General features: G+C 31.2%; 24 protein-coding genes. 13 read left to right on the top strand and 11 right to left on the bottom strand.

Annotation, left to right across the window (positions count from 1 at the left end; translation table 11 throughout):
- The first annotated feature begins 8 nt into the window (after positions 1-8).
- Positions 9-617 (top strand): FMN-binding negative transcriptional regulator, encoded by a 609-nt coding sequence (locus LQ694_RS07100; RefSeq protein ID WP_058610949.1) that lies wholly within the window; start codon positions 9-11, stop codon positions 615-617.
- Positions 618-670: 53 nt separating this feature from the next.
- Here the strand turns inward: LQ694_RS07100 and LQ694_RS07095 are convergent, their stop codons facing one another.
- The gene (locus LQ694_RS07095) at positions 671-1,522 is read right to left on the bottom strand and encodes a LysR family transcriptional regulator (RefSeq protein ID WP_232179861.1); all 852 of its coding nucleotides are present in this window, start codon (positions 1,520-1,522) and stop codon (positions 671-673) included.
- Positions 1,523-1,610: 88 nt separating this feature from the next.
- Between LQ694_RS07095 and LQ694_RS07090 the strand changes: the two genes are divergently transcribed.
- The 3 genes from LQ694_RS07090 (at position 1,611) to LQ694_RS07080 (ending at position 3,983) form a co-directional block, all read left to right on the top strand.
- Entirely contained in the window at positions 1,611-2,597 is a 987-nt protein-coding gene (locus LQ694_RS07090) for a YeiH family protein (RefSeq protein WP_218696952.1), read from the top strand.
- A 57-nt stretch (positions 2,598-2,654) separates the two neighbouring features.
- A complete protein-coding gene (locus LQ694_RS07085) occupies positions 2,655-3,479 on the top strand; it encodes a trypsin-like serine peptidase (RefSeq protein WP_239771942.1) in 825 nt (274 codons plus the stop codon).
- Positions 3,480-3,566: 87 nt separating this feature from the next.
- Complete coding sequence (locus LQ694_RS07080; RefSeq protein WP_058610946.1) at positions 3,567-3,983, top strand: DUF2188 domain-containing protein; 417 nt, start codon at positions 3,567-3,569, stop codon at positions 3,981-3,983.
- Between the two features lie 82 nt (positions 3,984-4,065).
- Here the strand turns inward: LQ694_RS07080 and LQ694_RS07075 are convergent, their stop codons facing one another.
- The 3 genes from LQ694_RS07075 to LQ694_RS07065 form a co-directional block, all read right to left on the bottom strand.
- Positions 4,066-4,443, bottom strand: a complete 378-nt coding sequence (locus LQ694_RS07075) for a polyketide cyclase (protein ID WP_025904774.1) — start codon at positions 4,441-4,443, stop codon at positions 4,066-4,068.
- Positions 4,444-4,510: 67 nt separating this feature from the next.
- Positions 4,511-5,290, bottom strand: coding sequence for a GH25 family lysozyme (locus LQ694_RS07070; protein WP_065380859.1), 780 nt, complete (start codon positions 5,288-5,290; stop codon positions 4,511-4,513).
- Positions 5,291-5,323: 33 nt separating this feature from the next.
- Positions 5,324-5,527 carry a DUF6440 family protein gene (locus LQ694_RS07065; RefSeq protein WP_218696953.1) on the bottom strand — a complete coding sequence of 68 codons (204 nt, stop codon included), beginning with the start codon at positions 5,525-5,527 and terminating at the stop codon, positions 5,324-5,326.
- A 71-nt stretch (positions 5,528-5,598) separates the two neighbouring features.
- Between LQ694_RS07065 and LQ694_RS07060 the strand changes: the two genes are divergently transcribed.
- Complete coding sequence (locus LQ694_RS07060) at positions 5,599-5,913, top strand: thioredoxin family protein (RefSeq protein WP_058610941.1); 315 nt, start codon at positions 5,599-5,601, stop codon at positions 5,911-5,913.
- A 2-nt stretch (positions 5,914-5,915) separates the two neighbouring features.
- Here LQ694_RS07060 and isaB read toward each other — a convergent pair whose 3' ends face one another.
- From isaB to LQ694_RS07030, 6 genes are all read right to left on the bottom strand, one after another.
- Positions 5,916-6,467: an immunodominant staphylococcal antigen IsaB family protein gene (gene isaB, locus LQ694_RS07055; protein ID WP_218696954.1), complete on the bottom strand. Its 552-nt coding sequence runs from the start codon at positions 6,465-6,467 to the stop codon at positions 5,916-5,918.
- Between the two features lie 130 nt (positions 6,468-6,597).
- The gene (locus LQ694_RS07050; protein ID WP_107617997.1) at positions 6,598-6,804 is read right to left on the bottom strand and encodes a hypothetical protein; all 207 of its coding nucleotides are present in this window, start codon (positions 6,802-6,804) and stop codon (positions 6,598-6,600) included.
- A gap of 17 nt (positions 6,805-6,821) precedes the next feature.
- Positions 6,822-7,007: a helix-turn-helix transcriptional regulator gene (locus LQ694_RS07045; protein ID WP_078358596.1), complete on the bottom strand. Its 186-nt coding sequence runs from the start codon at positions 7,005-7,007 to the stop codon at positions 6,822-6,824.
- A 13-nt stretch (positions 7,008-7,020) separates the two neighbouring features.
- Positions 7,021-7,344 (bottom strand): hypothetical protein, encoded by a 324-nt coding sequence (locus tag LQ694_RS07040; protein ID WP_167811661.1) that lies wholly within the window; start codon positions 7,342-7,344, stop codon positions 7,021-7,023.
- A gap of 174 nt (positions 7,345-7,518) precedes the next feature.
- The gene (locus LQ694_RS07035; RefSeq protein ID WP_159314769.1) at positions 7,519-8,739 is read right to left on the bottom strand and encodes an MFS transporter; all 1,221 of its coding nucleotides are present in this window, start codon (positions 8,737-8,739) and stop codon (positions 7,519-7,521) included.
- A gap of 125 nt (positions 8,740-8,864) precedes the next feature.
- Entirely contained in the window at positions 8,865-9,197 is a 333-nt protein-coding gene (locus LQ694_RS07030; protein WP_048541491.1) for a YflT domain-containing protein, read from the bottom strand.
- A 148-nt stretch (positions 9,198-9,345) separates the two neighbouring features.
- On the opposite strand from LQ694_RS07030, the gene LQ694_RS07025 reads away from it, so the two are divergent.
- A complete protein-coding gene (locus LQ694_RS07025; RefSeq protein WP_070369107.1) occupies positions 9,346-10,335 on the top strand; it encodes a siderophore ABC transporter substrate-binding protein in 990 nt (329 codons plus the stop codon).
- Between the two features lie 26 nt (positions 10,336-10,361).
- On the opposite strand, the gene LQ694_RS07020 is transcribed toward LQ694_RS07025, so the two are convergent.
- A complete protein-coding gene (locus tag LQ694_RS07020) occupies positions 10,362-11,234 on the bottom strand; it encodes an AraC family transcriptional regulator (RefSeq protein WP_196967968.1) in 873 nt (290 codons plus the stop codon).
- A 205-nt stretch (positions 11,235-11,439) separates the two neighbouring features.
- On the opposite strand from LQ694_RS07020, the gene LQ694_RS07015 reads away from it, so the two are divergent.
- The 7 genes from LQ694_RS07015 to LQ694_RS06985 all read left to right on the top strand — a co-directional run bounded on the left by LQ694_RS07015 (position 11,440) and on the right by LQ694_RS06985 (position 17,807).
- Entirely contained in the window at positions 11,440-12,015 is a 576-nt protein-coding gene (locus LQ694_RS07015) for a GNAT family N-acetyltransferase (protein ID WP_218696956.1), read from the top strand.
- 365 nt (positions 12,016-12,380) lie between these two features.
- Positions 12,381-13,688 (top strand): LLM class flavin-dependent oxidoreductase, encoded by a 1,308-nt coding sequence (locus LQ694_RS07010; RefSeq protein WP_239771966.1) that lies wholly within the window; start codon positions 12,381-12,383, stop codon positions 13,686-13,688.
- A gap of 9 nt (positions 13,689-13,697) precedes the next feature.
- Positions 13,698-14,267: a GNAT family N-acetyltransferase gene (locus LQ694_RS07005; RefSeq protein ID WP_218696958.1), complete on the top strand. Its 570-nt coding sequence runs from the start codon at positions 13,698-13,700 to the stop codon at positions 14,265-14,267.
- A 34-nt stretch (positions 14,268-14,301) separates the two neighbouring features.
- Positions 14,302-14,928: an amino acid ABC transporter permease gene (locus tag LQ694_RS07000; protein ID WP_048541896.1), complete on the top strand. Its 627-nt coding sequence runs from the start codon at positions 14,302-14,304 to the stop codon at positions 14,926-14,928.
- A 9-nt stretch (positions 14,929-14,937) separates the two neighbouring features.
- The gene (locus LQ694_RS06995; RefSeq protein WP_049319488.1) at positions 14,938-15,696 is read left to right on the top strand and encodes an amino acid ABC transporter ATP-binding protein; all 759 of its coding nucleotides are present in this window, start codon (positions 14,938-14,940) and stop codon (positions 15,694-15,696) included.
- Complete coding sequence (locus LQ694_RS06990) at positions 15,693-17,030, top strand: MmgE/PrpD family protein (protein WP_218696959.1); 1,338 nt, start codon at positions 15,693-15,695, stop codon at positions 17,028-17,030. The genes LQ694_RS06995 and LQ694_RS06990 overlap by 4 nt, the downstream gene beginning before the upstream one ends.
- A 3-nt stretch (positions 17,031-17,033) precedes the next feature.
- Positions 17,034-17,807 carry a transporter substrate-binding domain-containing protein gene (locus tag LQ694_RS06985; protein WP_065380855.1) on the top strand — a complete coding sequence of 258 codons (774 nt, stop codon included), beginning with the start codon at positions 17,034-17,036 and terminating at the stop codon, positions 17,805-17,807.
- Positions 17,808-18,073 lie beyond the last annotated feature (266 nt).

The raw sequence follows: 18,073 nt of genomic DNA, 5'->3' as shown, positions 1-18,073 counted from the left end.
GCGTTTACATGTATGTACCAAAATATTATCAAATGAAGGATTATACAAAAATCAAAGATTTTATGATGCATAATAATTTTGTAACCATCATTACTTATGACGAATTAAAACCACTTGCTACACATTTACCTGTTAATATTGAAGAAAAAGATAATACCTTATATGTATCAGGTCATTTTGCAAAGGCTAATAAACAATGGAAAACAATCGTATCAAATGAACATATCCTTATCATATTCCACGGTCCTCATGCCTATATTTCCTCTACATGGTATGAGAAAGAAGATGTTCCAACTTGGGATTACCAAAGTATACATGCGTATGGCAAAGGACATTTGTTAAGTGAGTCAGAGTTAATAGATGATTTGACGATCCTATTAAATAAATATGAAAGTCATCGACAAAATGGTGCTACTTGGAATAATTTATCAGATCAAACAAAAAAACAAGTTAAAGGTATTGTAGGTTTTAAAATGGAAATTGAAGAAATTGATGCTGCTTATAAACTAAGCCAAAATCGTAGTGATATTGATAAAAAGAATATTGTTTCGGAGCTTAATAAAAGTGTAAATCCTGTAGACACAGTTTTGGCTAAGGAAATTGAAGATAATAAATAAATGTTGTTACATAGATCTCCTCACTTTTAATATTAGTGAGGGGATTTATGTATTTATCTAAACTCATAGTTCTTAATTTCATTTACAATCGTATTATATTTATTTGTCTTGTATCTTGATTTATTAGACACAATAAAGAAATTTCGATTTAAATCTAGGTCGTTTGTGACGATATAATCTTCATCAAATGATTTTATAGAGAAATTGGATAGTATTGTAAACCCCATGTTTTGTTTAACGAGTTCTAAAATTAATTGGTTATCATTAATGACTACTTTACGAGATGTTAAATTCAGTTGTTGTAATAGCATATCTTGATAATATCTTATTCCTGATCCTGTTTCTCTAACGTAACATCTTAATTGATTTAAATTTTGGTTTGTTTGTTTATTTTTCACGAGTAATAATTTATCTCTTGTTAAGACTTCACTATTGATTTTGTCGTCCAGTACTGGCTTTTCGATAATGCCTAGATCAAGTGAGTAATCTTTCAATTTACTTAATATATCAGCTGAGTTATAGACATAAATATGAATATTCAGTTTCGGATATTTCGTTTGTAGATAGATTGTTAAATCTAATAACATCGATTGGCCGAATGTGTGACTCGTCCCTATGATAAACTTCCCCTTCACATCTTCTTTATGCTGATTAATTTTTGTTTGCAGTTGCTCATCTAAAATTGCTAACTGGCATGCGTAGTTATATAACTCTCTTCCCTCTTCTGTCAAAATAATATGCTTTCTCGTATTTTCAAAAATTTTGATTTGATATTTTTCTTCTAGTGTCTTGATATCTCTACTTATGGATGGCTGTGATTTATATAACTTTTCTGCAGCATTTGTAAACCCTTCTTCTTCTACAATAACTTTCAAAATTTGTAATTTATCTTCCAATTCAACCACCTCATATCATTTTTGTTATATTATATATTTAAAAATAGCATTTCACAAATATTCATCTTGCGATTAAACTTACGTTGAGGTGAGCATTATGTGGGAAAAATTTAATAAACGTTTTTTACTCGGTATTGGATTTACGTTTTTAGTTGCTATTGTCAGTATACTTTTATCGTATTTACCGGTATTTAACAAAGTCGGGGCACTCGCAATCGCGATTATTACAGCTATTTTATATAGACATTTCAGGGGATACCCAACGCAAATCGAATCGGGAATTGCATTTTCATCAAAAAAATTATTAAGATTTGCGATTATTTTATACGGACTTAAGTTAAATTTATGGACAATTATACACCAAGGTAGCACATTATTATTACTAGATGTTGGTGTAGTCGCTTTTGCGATATTGTTTATTTTATTTTTAAATAAAATCATTAAAGGAGATAACAATTTAGTCTTGTTATTAGGTGTTGGAACTGGTGTTTGTGGTGCAGCTGCGATTGCCGCGATATCACCTATACTTAAATCTAAAGACAGTGATGTTGGAATTAGTGTAGGTTTAGTGGCCATAATGGGTACAATATTCTCTTTAGCTTACACATTATTATTCGCTATTTTTCCAATGAACGCTGAATTTTATGGTGTTTGGTCAGGTGCAAGCTTACATGAAATAGCACACGTTATTTTAGCAGCAGATGCTGGTGGACAGTCCTCACTAGGCATTGGTTTATTAACTAAGCTGGGTAGGGTATTTCTATTAATACCATTAAGCATTATTTTCTTAATTATCGTTAATAGAAAGAGATCACATAAAGTTTCACAAAAAATAGACTTTCCGTACTTTTTAATTGGATTTTTAATCATGAGCGCTGTGAATACGTTCATTCCTATTCCTGAATCAATAATAAATGTAATCAGTACATTTACAACACTCATATTAATTATGGCAATGGTCGGTATCGGTTTAAATGTATCTTTCAGTGACTTAAGAACAAAAGCATTCAAACCAATGATTGCAATGCTTATAACATCAATCGTGTTGTCAGTAATCACGTTTATTGTTGTTGGATTTTTATAATTGAAATATAAGGGTATAACATAGTTATGATTCAATTTTGAGAAAGATTGTGATTAAATGCTGTTATACCTTAAATTATATTTAATAATTATAATTTCGACGTTCAATTATTTATTTATACCACCTGATGTCCCTGCGTCTTATAAAGATACATTTACAAAAGCAACGCATCATGATTATCAAGAAGCTTTTAAATTAGGTTCACAAATTCCAAATGATCATCTTAAAATTAAACCATTTCATTCAAAAGATAAACGTATCAGTCAAGCAGTTGGTAAAGTCACATCTGATGAAACTGGCAAGTCAGGAAATGGCGCGACAGGATTTGTCATCGATGATCATACAGTTATCACAACTTCACATGTCGCAAGTGATGATGACGGAAACAAAGAAAAGAAACAATTTTATTTCTTTCCCGCTAAATCTAACCAATACACACCGATGAAATTCAAAATTAAGCAATTTTATAAATCAAACGAAAGAGACGTCGCAGTACTCATTACTGAAAAATCATTAACACCTAAAATTAAACCTTTAACCATAGCATCCGAACGTGAAATTCATCATTTGAAATCTAAATCAACACTATCTATGACAGGCTATCCAAATGAAGAACCATTTGATGGTCAATATATGTACCAATCAAAAGGATTCTATCTCAAACCAACTCAAGACTATATCGAATATATCGGACACATGCATCGAACAATAGGATTTTCGGGATCTCCTGTATTCAATCAAGACAACCATGTCATCGGTATACATGCACATGGCATTCAACCAGCAGAAAAAGTCAAAAACCCATCAACTAGAGATGTTTACACAGGTGGACCACTTATAACAGGTGAAACACGAAACTTTGTAAATAAATACCGTAAATAATTTATACACTACACAATTGTATCCGTTTTATAAATTAAATAAGTGGTATTCAATAAGTGTGTGTATATTATGAAAGGATGATGAAACATGCCATGGACTATGGACGACTATCCTCAAACTTGGAAAAACTTTGATCAACTTGAAAGAAAGAAAGCTATTGATATTGGCAACGCAATGTTAACCAACGGGTACAAAGAAGAAGATGCTATTCCAATTGCAACGAAACAAGCAGAAGATTGGTACAAGAACGCAACTAAAGAAGAATTAAATGAATTGAAAGATAAGAAAATTACACAACATAAACAAGACAAATCTGCCAATCCTCAGTTAAACGATAAAGATATACATGTCTATTATGAAGACAATCAATGGAAGATAAAAACTGATGGTGCTAAACAAGCTAGCGAAACCTTTGATAAAAAAGAAGATGCTATGAAGCGTGCTCGAAACATCGCTAGCAATCGTGACACAGAGATTATTGAACATAAGAAAAATGAATCGTAATGACAGAAGGCATAATCAGAAATGTACCCATAATAGAAAAAGAACAGTTCCCAAAATAATTTTAGGAACTGTTCTAAGTTTTTTATGATTGATTTGAAAACAATTGATCATCTTTAGGTTGGTTTTCTAAGTAGATAATTTTACCGTTCGCATCTAATCTTGCGATATCTTTGCCTTCTTGTGTATAGACACCTGTTTCATATCGGTTACCACAAATTGCCCAATCTGTTTCATAGCTACCGTCTTCGTTTTGTGTCCAACCGTTATGCATATGTTTTAAATCTTTATTTGTTGTATAAACACTTTTAACAAACTGCTTCCAAGCTTCTTTACCTTTAAAAGTCTTCTTATTTAATACAAATTCTATATCATCATGAAATAGTTCATTTAATTTATGAAAACTTTCTTCACTGTATCTTGCTTCATCAAATAAGATAAAGTATTCATCTAATATGTTCATTATATTCACCTTCTTTTCTTCAAGTGATTATACCGTTCACTTTACAAAAGAGATATCATAATGCTCATTAATTTATAAACCAGCCTGTTTGCACATTTGGTCCTAGTACATTGGCATCGACATTTTGATCAAGTTCTGATGAATAGTAACTATCTGTATATTGCCATAATACATGTTCTCTTTCAGGTTGTGTTTCTTGATATGAAGCTAACCAATAACCATCATAAGAGCCGACAGCATTCGCTGTATGATTAACCATAAAGTCTTCATAAGAGTATAGTAATACTTTCTTATCACCTGAATACTTCCTCATTTCATTCAACCAAGCGAGTGTACTTGCATTCGTATCTCCTGAAGCAACTGATTCTTCCTCATAATCATTGATATAGAAACTTGCATTAGGTGCTCTATTATATAGCGATTTCGCTTCTGTTCTTGCTTCACTTGCATTTTCATACATACTATATGTATAAACACCATACTTCATATTATTGGCAGAAAGTAATTTTGAATTTGTATCAAATGCTGCATCTTTATAGTCTGAACCATATTGTGCTCTTAAAATAATAAAATCATAATTGGCTTTAAGCTTTTTAACTTGTGCTGATGTTAATTCTCCTTGCCATTCTGATAAATCAAGTATTGAATCATCTTTAGCTACTGTCGAAGATTCCTCTATTTCTTGTTTGTTTCTAAAAGTATTTTGATTTTCATTTTCTATGTATTTCTTATAACCATGACCCATCGTCCCCTCTTCTTGGGCCGCTTCTACTTTTTCAGATGATACATTAATGATAAGCATCATCGTCACAACTGTTATCATCATTTTTAGAAATCTTCTAGACATTTAAATACTCCTTTGTCATTGATGCATATTTTATTAAACTTTATCTATTAAAGGTTTTCCATTCTCGTCTAACAATGGTGTTAAACCACTGCCTGTACCTACCCAAGCATTGATATAATTAACACCTGTTTCACGATCAACAAGAATCGAAATGCGACCTAATCCTTTAACATTATCTACCGATTTAACAAAAAATCGATTATTATCTTTTGAATCATTATCTTTGTTACCAAACATATTTTTTCCTCCTTTTCTCATACAATGGTATAATATTTGCCATTATAATTAAATGATAGGAGCTAAATTTCATGAAAATCATCACAACTTTTGATGAATTAAATAAACAGATTGATGCACATACATTCACACTAATCTACGTATCTAGCGAGAATTGTTCGGTATGTAAAGCGGATTATCCAATCGTACAAAAAATGGTGGAAGACTATGACATTCCAGCATACGAAATTGTTGCTAACCAAATGCCAGAAGCAGTCGGACAATTAAATTTGTTCACTTCACCTGTCGTATTACTTTATTACAACCAAAAAGAAGTTCACCGACAAGCCCGTATAATAGACTTTGATGAACTTCAATATCGTATAGAACAATTTAACAACCTATAACACTATTCAACAATCGTATAGAAATCAATTCTCGTCACAGTACCTGTTTCGTCAGAAGTAAAGGCAATTTTATAACCATTTAAACTCCAAGAATATTGACCTTCAACACTTCGTGGACTACCTGATTTACTGAAATCTGTACCGTAAGAATCAACAACATCATCTATCGATAAATTAAATTGATTTGCATTTGTCGGTTGTGCATTAGCATCTAAACCATAGTTACTATATACATTTAAATTTTGATCATATAAATTTATATTTTTAGCCTCATCTTGATGTTCTTTAGCATAATCTTCATGTGCAGGTGTTTCATATCCATTTAACGTGAAATTACCTGATTCAAATCCTTTTTTGAATGTATCCGTTATGAAAAATCCAGGATCATAACTCACATATCCATTGTAATAAGACGTATAAGGTTGAGAATCTTGGCTATCCATATTACTGTTGCTCGCCGCATCAACGGAATGACCGTTACCCGCCGCGCCTACCGTAAATACTGTCGCTACTGCTAAACCGGTTGAAACAAAAACTTTCGAAAATTTGTTCATTCGATTACTCTCCCTTTATATAGATTATGTATCATAAGATGATACACCTTCATCCTACACTTTTAAATTTCAATTACAAGGAATATTAAATAAAACATTTATTTATTTTTATTACTTTTGTTTAATAGTATTAATTTCTAGTTATAAACTTAAAGTAAGTTTGAATACTTGTAAAAATAATAATACCTATTAATAAAATCAACCAAACAACATTAAATTCTCCTGTTGAAAATTTTATATATAAACTATAAATAACTAAAGCTAATATAAAATATACTACCGTATATTTAGATGCGATTAAAATATGTTGTCTTTCCATTTCATCTTGCTTTTTCATTGCTATCACCTTCATGTTTAAGAAAATAATTCATCTACTGTTACATCAAATACCTTTGCTAATTTAAATGCTAAAGCTAAAGTTGGATCATACTTATCATTCTCAATAGCATTAATTGTTTGTCGTGTCACCTTTACATTCTTACTTAATGTATCTTGTGACATCCCCATTTGCTTACGATATTCTCTAATTTTATTTTTCACGACTTTCCTACTTTCAACTGTATTTCTTCTTAACGATTACAACATTAATTGTATATATAATAAATAATACAGCAACAAAAATTATCTCTGGATTGTTAGCAAACCAATTATGAGCATCTCCACTCAAACCTGCAAGTTTAATCGCTATATATGACATGACAATTAAAAACATATATCCAAATGTATTTGATAAGATTTCTAATCTTATCCTTAATTGCCTTTCATCAAGTCTTCTTTCTCTCTTAAACTCCTTAGTATTAATTGCTATATATTTAAAATAAAATGTCCACATCAATAATGTGATTACTATAAAGAATAACCATTTCAATAAGATCAATACTACACCTCCAAATGTCAAAAACTTTTTACATTTGCAATTGTAACATCTCACAAAATAATGTCAAAAACTTTTTACATTTTTGGATAATTTAAAAACCCCAACCCGATATTTTCGAGTTGGGGTTTAATATATATTTTATTCTAATACTTCTTTTGCTTTGTCAATAATGTATCAAATTACACCGTCATGTTTTTTGATAAATGTGTAAAGATATGCCAAGATAAAGCATAATATTGCTGTAATACTGAACGAAATAATATAGAATGTTGAATTAATGTCAAAGAGTATACCTGCTACTAAAATTCCAAAAGGCATCATTACTTGTGACATTGTTTGTGACAATGCTAAATATTTACCTTTTATTTGCTCTGGTACATTTTTTTGTACATAAATGTTTATCGGTACATTACTCAGTACAACACCGCTTCCGATAATAAATATGCTTATAAAATATATTACAAGTATCGATAGTTTATAAAAATCTGTTATAAACGGGATACATAATATGAGTATTCCCACAGCTAAAGTAATCATGGCAACTTGCATATTTGCAACAAGTGTTCCTTTATTCTTCAACTTAGGATAAATCAAACCAAACAATATACCTGCTATAGGAAATCCTGTTTCAATGATTCCTAACTGTTTAGAATTCATATTAAATATAGTGACAAAACTTCCTGGAATACCTACCGTAACGAAACCAAACATAAAATTAATGATAGATCCTGATAATAGAATTAAAAATATGTCTTTATTTGATTTCAAAAATTTAAATACGACTTTATAACTGTTAAAGAATGTATCCTTAACTTCTTCATAGACTTTATTTGCTGGAACTTTATTAAACGCAATATTAAGCACTATTATTAATGAAATGAGCTCAGTTACAAACATAATAATCATAAAAGTCTTAATATCGAAATAAGCGTATACTATTCCACCTAAAATTGGAGCACCTATTTGTAATACATTCTGAATGACGTTTCTATATGAAACTGTTTGATCAATGAAAAGTTCACTAACTAAACTTAACAAGCCACTGTTAAAAGTGAGTGAAACAGCCATATCTGTAACTGTCAAAATGATTACAATTATGTATATGTATAGAAGTTGGTTTAAACTGTTTGGTATTAAGTAAATACTTATAATTGATAAAATCGAAATGCACTGCATAGATATAATAAATGATTTTTTATTAATCTTATCTATATAATATCCGATAGACGTACTGCCCAATATAAATATGAGCGAATATATAATCATAATATTAGAAAAAGCTTGTACACTCCCTGTTATCTTTAAAACATGAAATGAAAGCGCAAATGTAAACAACTTACTGCCAATAATGCTAAAAAAGGTAAATAAAATAATAAATATATAGTTTTTCTTCATATTGCATACCACCATATCATGACTTACTTTAATTATATACAAATTATCCTATGTGTGGAATAAGTAAATATAAAGGAATTAAAAACCCCAACCCGATATTTTCGAGTTGGGGTTTAATATATACTTTATTCTAATACTTCTTTTGCTTTGTCGTCTTTGGAAATTAGGAATACTTTTCCTTCGTCCATTTTTTCTTCGTAATCTTCTGCTTGTTCTTTGGACAAACCTATTTCTATTAATTTAGCTCTTAGTTCGTCACCTTGTTTATCAAATGTTCGTCCTAAGTCTTTATTGTTGTAATCTATATTGTCATAGTCTGTATGCTCAACGATTCGTGCTGTTCTGTCATCGTCATGTGATAGTACAAAAATATCTGTTGGGTTAATATTTAGTTCTTTCAGCTTGTTAATGTCATTTTCCAATGTTTCATCATTGATATAACTTTTTACGACTGTCATGAATAAATCCCCCATTTCTATTTTATATTATTAATGTTCCCGTCTTATGTTTATTAAAACATCACTAGATTTTAAAAATAGCACTTGTTATTCTTAAATTATTTTGTATAATTGAGAAATGTTATCAATTAGAAAATGGGAGGCAATCATGAAAAAGTATATTACCATCATCGTTTGTGTACTTTTATTATTATCTGCGTGTAGTAATAGTAAAGATGAAGTCAGTCATAAAGATACTGTAACAATTAAGAAGACTTTTGAATATAAAGAAAAGAATAAAGATCATAATAGAGGCAAGAAAAAAACGGAAACTGTAACAATACCTAAGAATCCTAAAAAAGTTATTGTCATGGATTATGGGGCTTTAGATATTATGAAAGATTTGAAATTACAAAAACATATAACAGCTATTCCTAAAGGTCCAAATGGTGATTTCTTACCAAGTTATTTATCAGAGTTTAAAAATGATAAATATACCAATTTAGGAAATCCTGGTAGACCTAATTTTGAAAAAATTGCTGAAGAAAATCCGGATTTAATTTTAATATCATTTAGGCAAGCTTATACTAAAAACTTAAAAGAATTTAAAAAAGCTGCGCCAAATGCAAAAGTACTTTATGTGAGCCCAGATGATGATCGTTACATAGAATCTATTAAGGAAAACGCACAAAATATTGGAAAAATATTCGATAAAGAAAATGAAACTCAATCACTCATAAAGAAACTCGACCAAAAAGTTAAATCTGTAAAAAGTAAAGTGAATGATGATACCGTTATGTTTGCCAATGTTGATCAAAAAGGCATTAAGACATACGGTAAAACTGGTAGATATGGTGGCTTCTTAAGTGGTGATTTAGGTATCAAGCATATTGACCCTGACATGCCAGCGAACTCAAGCGGACAGTTAGTGTCATATGAATATATCGCTGAAAAGAATCCAGACAAAATCTTCTATATAAATAGAACAGATGATGATTCTAAAGGGTTACCACAAGAACTTAAAAATCCAGTCATAAAAAACGTCAGTGCAATCAAAAATAAAGATATACTGAAATTTGATTCCAATACATGGTTCTTCGGTTCTGGTGGTATTAGTTCAACAATTAAACAATTAGATAATATAGAAAAAGCTTATTGATGAGAAAAAGTCTAGGGTATGGCACCCTAGACTTTTTCTATACTTCTAACTGCTATCCAAATTTCACTGTAAGCTGTTTCTTCCTGGCTATTCATTTTTGTAAATGAGAAATTTGGTACATCTTCTAATTCATACCCAGAAGATGGTAGCCATTCTGCATAAATGCTTGCCATAGTATTTTGCATTGTAGATGGGAAATGTCCTTCATTAGGAAATACAGCCCAAGTATGTGCTTCAACTTCAAAAACATCTAATAACTCACGATTTATTTCTACTTTATCAGTAATTACACCAATCATATGAGTTAAGTATCCTTCTTCTTTTTCAAAATATGCATCAGCATCATAAGAAATATTTAATACTTCTTTTGGTTCAATATTATTAAGTGTATGAATATATGATTTTTGTTCGTTTGAAATACTATTTGCAAGCTCTACAATACTTTGATTTACACCTTCAAATTGCATAGGTATCTTTGTTGAAACACCGACAAATTTAATAGCAGGTTTATTTTCAATTCTGTATTCCATATCTATACCTCCTCTTATACTTAGCGTAAAAGTAAGTTTAGGGAATGATTTTATACTTGCAAGATGAATCGCATTTGATGGCAAAGAACCTGTCCAATTTTTAAATGCGCGACTAAATCCATCTACTGAATGATAACCATATTTAAAGGCTACTTCAGTAACAGATTCACCATTTTTTAAATCAACATTAGCTGATGACAATTTACGCTTTTTAATATATTCACTCAAGGGCATACCAGATATTGCCTGAAATATTTTCCGAAAGTGATAATCCGATATACCTACATATTTAGCAATATTTTCAATAGATAAGTCATTTGTTAAATTATCTTCAATATAATCTAATGCTTTATTTAAATCATCTATCATTCCATTCCCTCCTTACATGGTTAATCATAATTTATTACTATAATATTTACTCGACGTTATATAACCAAATTATATCGGATAGTATTCATTACCTCTAATAATCCATGAATAGCATGCATCGTTATTGTAAGCTTCCTCTATAAACCTAGGAAATTAAAGTATATAATATGATTAATTACACATATTTTTACAAAGGGGATTTTTAATGTATACAGATAAAGAATTAACTTTCCGTACGAATAGGTTGACGATTCGACCTTTAAACTATGATGACCACAAAGGTTGGATTGAAGGCTTTGAAAATCGATATCCTTCGCAATATAAACATGACAAAGGGAAAATCAATATGGAAGAATGCGACGAAACTTGGTTTATAGAACTTGTTGATAAACAACAAACGCTCATTAAACAAGACGATACGTTTATATTTGGAATATTTTTAGAAAATGACAAACATGTAGGCATGCTGGATATTAAAGTATTAAGCAGATCAGACTTCCAATGGGGAGAATGTGGCTATTTCTTGCACAACCAATTTTGGAATCAAGGTTATGCATTTGAAGCTATGAAAGAAGTCATCAGTCAATGTTATAAAACATTAAACCTTCATCGAATAGAAGCACATATTAATGTAGATAACGAACCTTCTAAAAAGCTCATTAAAAAATTAGGATTTGAATTTGAAGTATTGAGAAAGAACTTTATATATGAATTTGATGAATGGACAGATAACGAAGTATATTATATTAATTTACATAACGAAAAATTGATTGAATCTTAAAGATTGAGCGACCCGAAAACAATGTTTTCGGGTCGATAATTATTTTTATCGGCCTGGTAATCCTCATTTCTGGACCGGTAATTCCCACGTATCGGTCTAGAAATCTCCTCTTACATTTCCCGTCTCAATTTCTCACTCATTTTTAATATATTTTAATAATATTATTAATCAAATCACACTTACATAAATCCGATTTAACAAGCATGACATTCAATTTTTTATATCATCTTACAAATGTTCACAAATAGTACATTATTTTAATATTAATCCCTAATAAAATAGTCAGATTTTATTGACAATTGTTAAAATTAAGTGGTATTCTTTATATCTTATTAAAACTATCGGATTAAAATGTTTAGGAGGATATTATGACAACATATAAACATATAAAACTGGGTCTCTTTTTAGCGGGATATGGTCATCATGTGGCGAGTTGGCGCCATGAAAATGCTATTGAAAAGGGGCCTATGGATTTAACTCATTTAATAAATACTGCGCAATTAGCAGAGAAAGGTTTATTCGATTTAGTCTTTCTTGCTGATAGCTTATTCGTATCTGAAAGTTCACATCCAAATATATTAAGTAGATTTGAGCCGTTTACGCTTTTATCTGTTCTTTCTACAGCAACGACTAATATCGGATTAGCTGCTACTGCCTCTACTACATACTGTGAACCTTTCCATATTGCACGTCAATTTAGTTCTTTAGACCACTTAAGTCATGGAAGAGCTGCTTGGAATATTGTAACTTCTTCAATAACTTCTACTGCTGAAAATTTTAATGGTACTAAGTTAATGGAACATGAATTACGTTATGAACGCGCAAATGAATTCGTTGAAGTAACGAATAAATTGTGGCGCTCATGGGATAAAGGCGCTTTAGTACGTGACAAAGAAACTGGCGAATTTATTGATGCATCAAAATTACATACGATTGATCATGAAGGAAAACATTTCAAAGTTAGAGGTCCTTTAAATATTGAACGTTCTCCACAAGGAAGACCTTTATTAATACAAGCTGGTTCTTCTCCAACAGGAACGGATTTAGCTTCTAAAGTAGCAGATGTTATCTTTACAGCACAAACTCAAATTGAAGATGCTCAGAAGTTTTATAAACAGTTAAAAGAAAAAGTATCTAAACAAAATCGTAATCCTGAAGAAGTTTATATCATGCCAGGATTATTCCCTGTTTTAGGGGACACTGAGGAAGAAGCGCATCAAAATTATCAAGAAATTCAAGACTTAATCTTACCTGAAGTTGGATTAAGTATATTGGCACCTTATGTTGGAAATATCGATTTATCACAGTATGACTTAGATACTAAGTTTGCTGATTTAGATCTATCAACAGGTAACGGTGTTCAAAGTCGATTTGAAATTATTCTTAAAGAAGCGATTAAAAACGATTTAACTTTAGAAGAAGTTTATAAAAAAGTTGCTGGTTCTAGAGGTCACCATATCTTTGTCGGTACACCAGAACAATTAGCAGATAAGATGGAAGAATGGTTTAAATCTTCTGCTGCAGATGGTTTCAACATTATGCCACCTATTCTACCTTCACAATTTGAATTATTTATCAATAACGTTATACCAATTTTACAAGAAAGAAATTTATATAAAGAAACATATTCAGAAGGCACATTACGACAAAAATTAGGCTTAGAAAATGAATAGAGGTGCGCAATGGAAATAATCATTAGACGTGCAACTGAAGATGATATTTATAACTTAATCAATTTGATGTACGAAGCCTACGAGCCCATTCGAGCACTAGGTATTAACTTTCAGTCTGCTAACCCAACCGAAGCTTCAATACGTAAAAATTTAGAAGAAAATATTTGTTTCGTACTTGAATCTGGTGATGAAATTGTCAGTACACTTTCATTAAGGATGCCATGGAGTGACAATCCTGGACCATACTATTTCCCTCATATATGGTGGTTCGCAACATCACCTAAATATAAAAATAAAAAATTCGGGTCAAAACTTTTAAATTATGTAGAAAATGATTACTTACTGAATCATTTAAACGTTCCAGCCGTTTCACTCGGAACTGCTGATCATCATCCATGGTTAATAGATATGTACGTCAAAAAAGGCTACCAAAAATTCGGTAAGCAAGACTTAAAAAAAGGACATATCACGCAATATTTAGTGAAAGTCCTTAAGCAAGACAAATTTAAAGGCACTGAAGAACTTAAAGAAAAATTTAATCAAGTCATATTCGAAGAAGGTGAAACAATTGAAATTTGATCCAATATATTTTCTACAAACATTTCCAAAATTAATGCCCTATTTACCTATTACATTGTCACTAGCTGTAATTTCACTAGTCATTTCAATATTAGGTGGATTAGTTATTGCATTGATTTTACGTACTAAATTACCCGTACTTAAAGAACTCGCCCTACTATATATTTCGTTCTTTAGAGCCATTCCGAGTTTAGTACAACTGTTCTTAATTTATTACGGACTACCACAACTTATTCCAGGTATGAGAGTTGTTGATGCTTTAACAGCAGCTGTTATAGGTTTAAGTATTAAAAATGCAGCTTACTTAGCAGAAATTTTCAGAGCTGCTATTACATCAGTAGATAAAGGTCAATTTGAAGCAGCCCATTCTATCGGACTCAACAAATTCCAAACTTATCTTAAAATTATACTGCCACAAGCAACACGTAATGCCATACCAGCATCAGGTAATATTTTTATCGGGTTAATTAAAGAAACATCACTTGTATTTACATTAGGTGTTACTGAAATATTCGCTAAAAGTAAATTATTATCTGCCGCTTCATATAAATATTTAGAAACATTCTTAGCTGTCGCAATTGTATATTGGTTAATTACGATTATATATACATACTTGCAAAGTTTATTAGAGAAAAAACTCAACAAACCTTATGAAAGTTAGGTGACATTCATGATTTCAATACGAGGTATTAAAAAATCTTTCCACAAAACACCTGTATTAAAAGGTATAGATATAGAACTTAATAAAGGTGAAGTCCTTGCAATTATTGGACCGTCTGGATCAGGAAAGTCCACTTTGTTAAGATGCTTGAACTGGTTAGAAGTACCAGATGAAGGCATTATTTCAATAGATGATGTAACAGTAGATGCCGAAAATTATAAAAAGAGACAAGTTCAACAACTTATTCAAAAATCAACAATGGTATTTCAGCATTATAATCTTTTCAAAAATAAATCCGTTATAGAAAATGTAACACAAGGACTTATTACGACTAAAAAGTTACCTAAAGATGAGGCATATTCAATTGGCGAAAAATATTTAGACCAAGTCGGTTTACTAAAATTCAAAGATAAATATCCTGCAACTTTATCTGGAGGTCAACAACAACGCGTTGGTATAGCGAGAGCATTAGCTATGGACCCAGAATTATTACTTTTTGATGAGCCAACATCTGCGCTTGACCCTGAACTTGTTTCAGGTGTTCTAAAAATCATTAAAGACATTGCTTCAATGCAGAAAACAATGATTCTCGTAACGCATGAAATGTCATTTGCAAAAGATGTTGCAGATAAAATCATTTTTATGGAAGATGGAAACATTATTGAAAGTGGAACAACTGACGAAGTGTTTATTCAGTCTCACAATTCTAGAACACAATCATTCATCAATAAAATTGAAACTGAACAAGATGAAGAGGTTCTACAATGACAGATACAGAAGCATTAGTTGAAAGGATTTATCGTCAGTCGAAACATATTTCTACTATTGAAAGAGATAACGCCATCACTGGCATACTTGACTTTATAGCAACAACTTACAGTGCTAACAATCATCATAAAGTCAATGATTTAATAAGTTTCATTCAAGAAGAAGAAGGATCAGGCAATGCATCTATCATAGGATATGAAGCTCAATTGTCACCTTCAAATGCTGCTTTAGTGAACGGTTTTATTGCACATATATTAGACTTTGATGATGTTCACTCAAGTATGAGAGGTCATCCTACAGCTGTTATACTACCGAGTTTATTAGCAGTTGCAGAAAACGATACGCAAACTTTCAAACACTTTATTGATAGTTATATTATCGGTGTCGAAATGGCTACTCAAATTGGCGAAACAATTGGTGCTTGTCACTACGAACAAGGTTGGCACTCAACATCAACAATCGGCTTATTAAGTGCAACTGCTGCGTGTTGTTACTATTTAAATTTAGATGCTCCTTCATTTGCGAATGCTATTGGAATAGCTGTTACACAAGCAAGTGGTTTACGTAACCAATTCGGTTCTGACGTTAAACCATTCCATGTTGGACTTGCATCTCAAAAAGCCTATTTAGCAGCGCGTATTTCACAGAAACGTGTACTTGAAGGTAATAAAAATATGATGCCTGCTTTTTATGAATTGTTCGGTACATCAGATTGTTCATTTACGCAAATCATTGAAAATTTCGGCGATCAATGGTCAATTACACATCCAGGAATGTGGTACAAACTTTATCCATGTTGCTCAGCAAATTACCATTTAATCGATGCTATTAATACTATTAAACAAACACATCATATTTCCCCGGAAAAAGTAGATTCTGTCAAAATTACTTTTCCTACGAACGGTGATGCAGCATTAAAGTTTAAATCACCAGAAACTGGCTTAGAAGGTGCTTTTAGTGCTGAATATGTATCAGCACTTTTATTACTGAATCAAGAATTAACGGTGGATCAATTTTTGAATAAACCTATTAGTTATGACGTTAATCAACTTATGGAGAAAATCGTTAGACACTATGATGATGACATTCAACCAAGTCCATATGCCCTACCGAAAAATCGATTTACAATCGTTGAAATAACTTTAGTGACGGGTGAACAGTTTAAACAAAGAGTGGATGCACCTAAAGGTAGTCCATATAAACCATTAACGAAAGACGAACATCTTACTAAACTCAAACATGCATCTTATAAACATTGGGAAAATATTCATGATTTCTATGAAATTAAAGATACTAAAATGTTACAAAACTATATATTTAAAGGAGAAATATAAAATATGAAAAAAATATTAACATTTATACTAATTGGCCTCATCGTGTTGGCAGGCTGTTCAAACGATTCAGGCAAAAAAGATAAAGGTACAATTGTCGCTGGTACTACAGGACAAAGCTATCCAAATTCATATGAAAAAGATGGTAAATTAGTTGGTTACGACATCGAAGCATTTGAAAAAATCGCTCACGAAGCTGGTTATAAAGTTAAATGGGTAAAAGCTGACTTCTCAGGACTTATGGGACAATTAGAATCAGGAAGAATTGATACAATAGCAAATGCTGTGGCAACAACAGATGAGCGTAAAGAGAAATATCTCTTCACAGATGCATACTCATATATCGGTAGCCAAATCATTACATCATCTAAAAATAAAGATATTAATAGCTATAAAGATTTAAAAGGTAAAAAAGTTGCAGGCGTGTTAGGTTCAAATCACACAGAAGCATTAGAGAACTTTAATAAAGAAAATAATTACGGATTCAAAACTAAAACTTACGAAAACCGTGAAGGCGCCCTACTTGATTTAGAAAACCAAAGATTAGACGGCTATGTCAATTCAGACTCAGTATCAGCTGCAGATAAAAACAAACGCGGAAAAGAAATTAAATTTGTAGGTAAACCATTTAATGTAGTCGGAACAAGTTTCCCATTCACAAAAGAAAATAAAGATCTAAAAGAAGACATCGATAAAGGCGTTAAAAAACTTAAAAAAGACGGCACACTATCTGACCTATCAGATAAATACTTCGGTACAGATACAACGAAAGAAAAATAAAGAATATAGGTGAGGCTGAGACGAATTTTATCGTCCCAGCCTTTTTTCGGGTCTATAATTATTTTTATCGGCCTGTATTTCTCGTTTTCGGGTCGATAATTATTTTTATCGGCCTGCAAATCTCATTTTCGGACCGATAATTATTTTTATCGGTCCATATTTTCCGTTTCTGGACCGGTAAATTTTTTTATAGGTCCATATTCCTCACTTCTGGACCGGTAATTTTTTTATCGGTCCATATTTCTCGTTTCTGGACCGATAATTCC

Source organism: Mammaliicoccus sp. P-M58 (assembly GCF_022386165.1).
In the GTDB taxonomy this organism is placed as follows: Bacteria; Bacillota; Bacilli; order Staphylococcales; family Staphylococcaceae; genus Mammaliicoccus; species Mammaliicoccus sciuri.
This window is presented reverse-complemented; position numbering and strand designations above follow the sequence as displayed.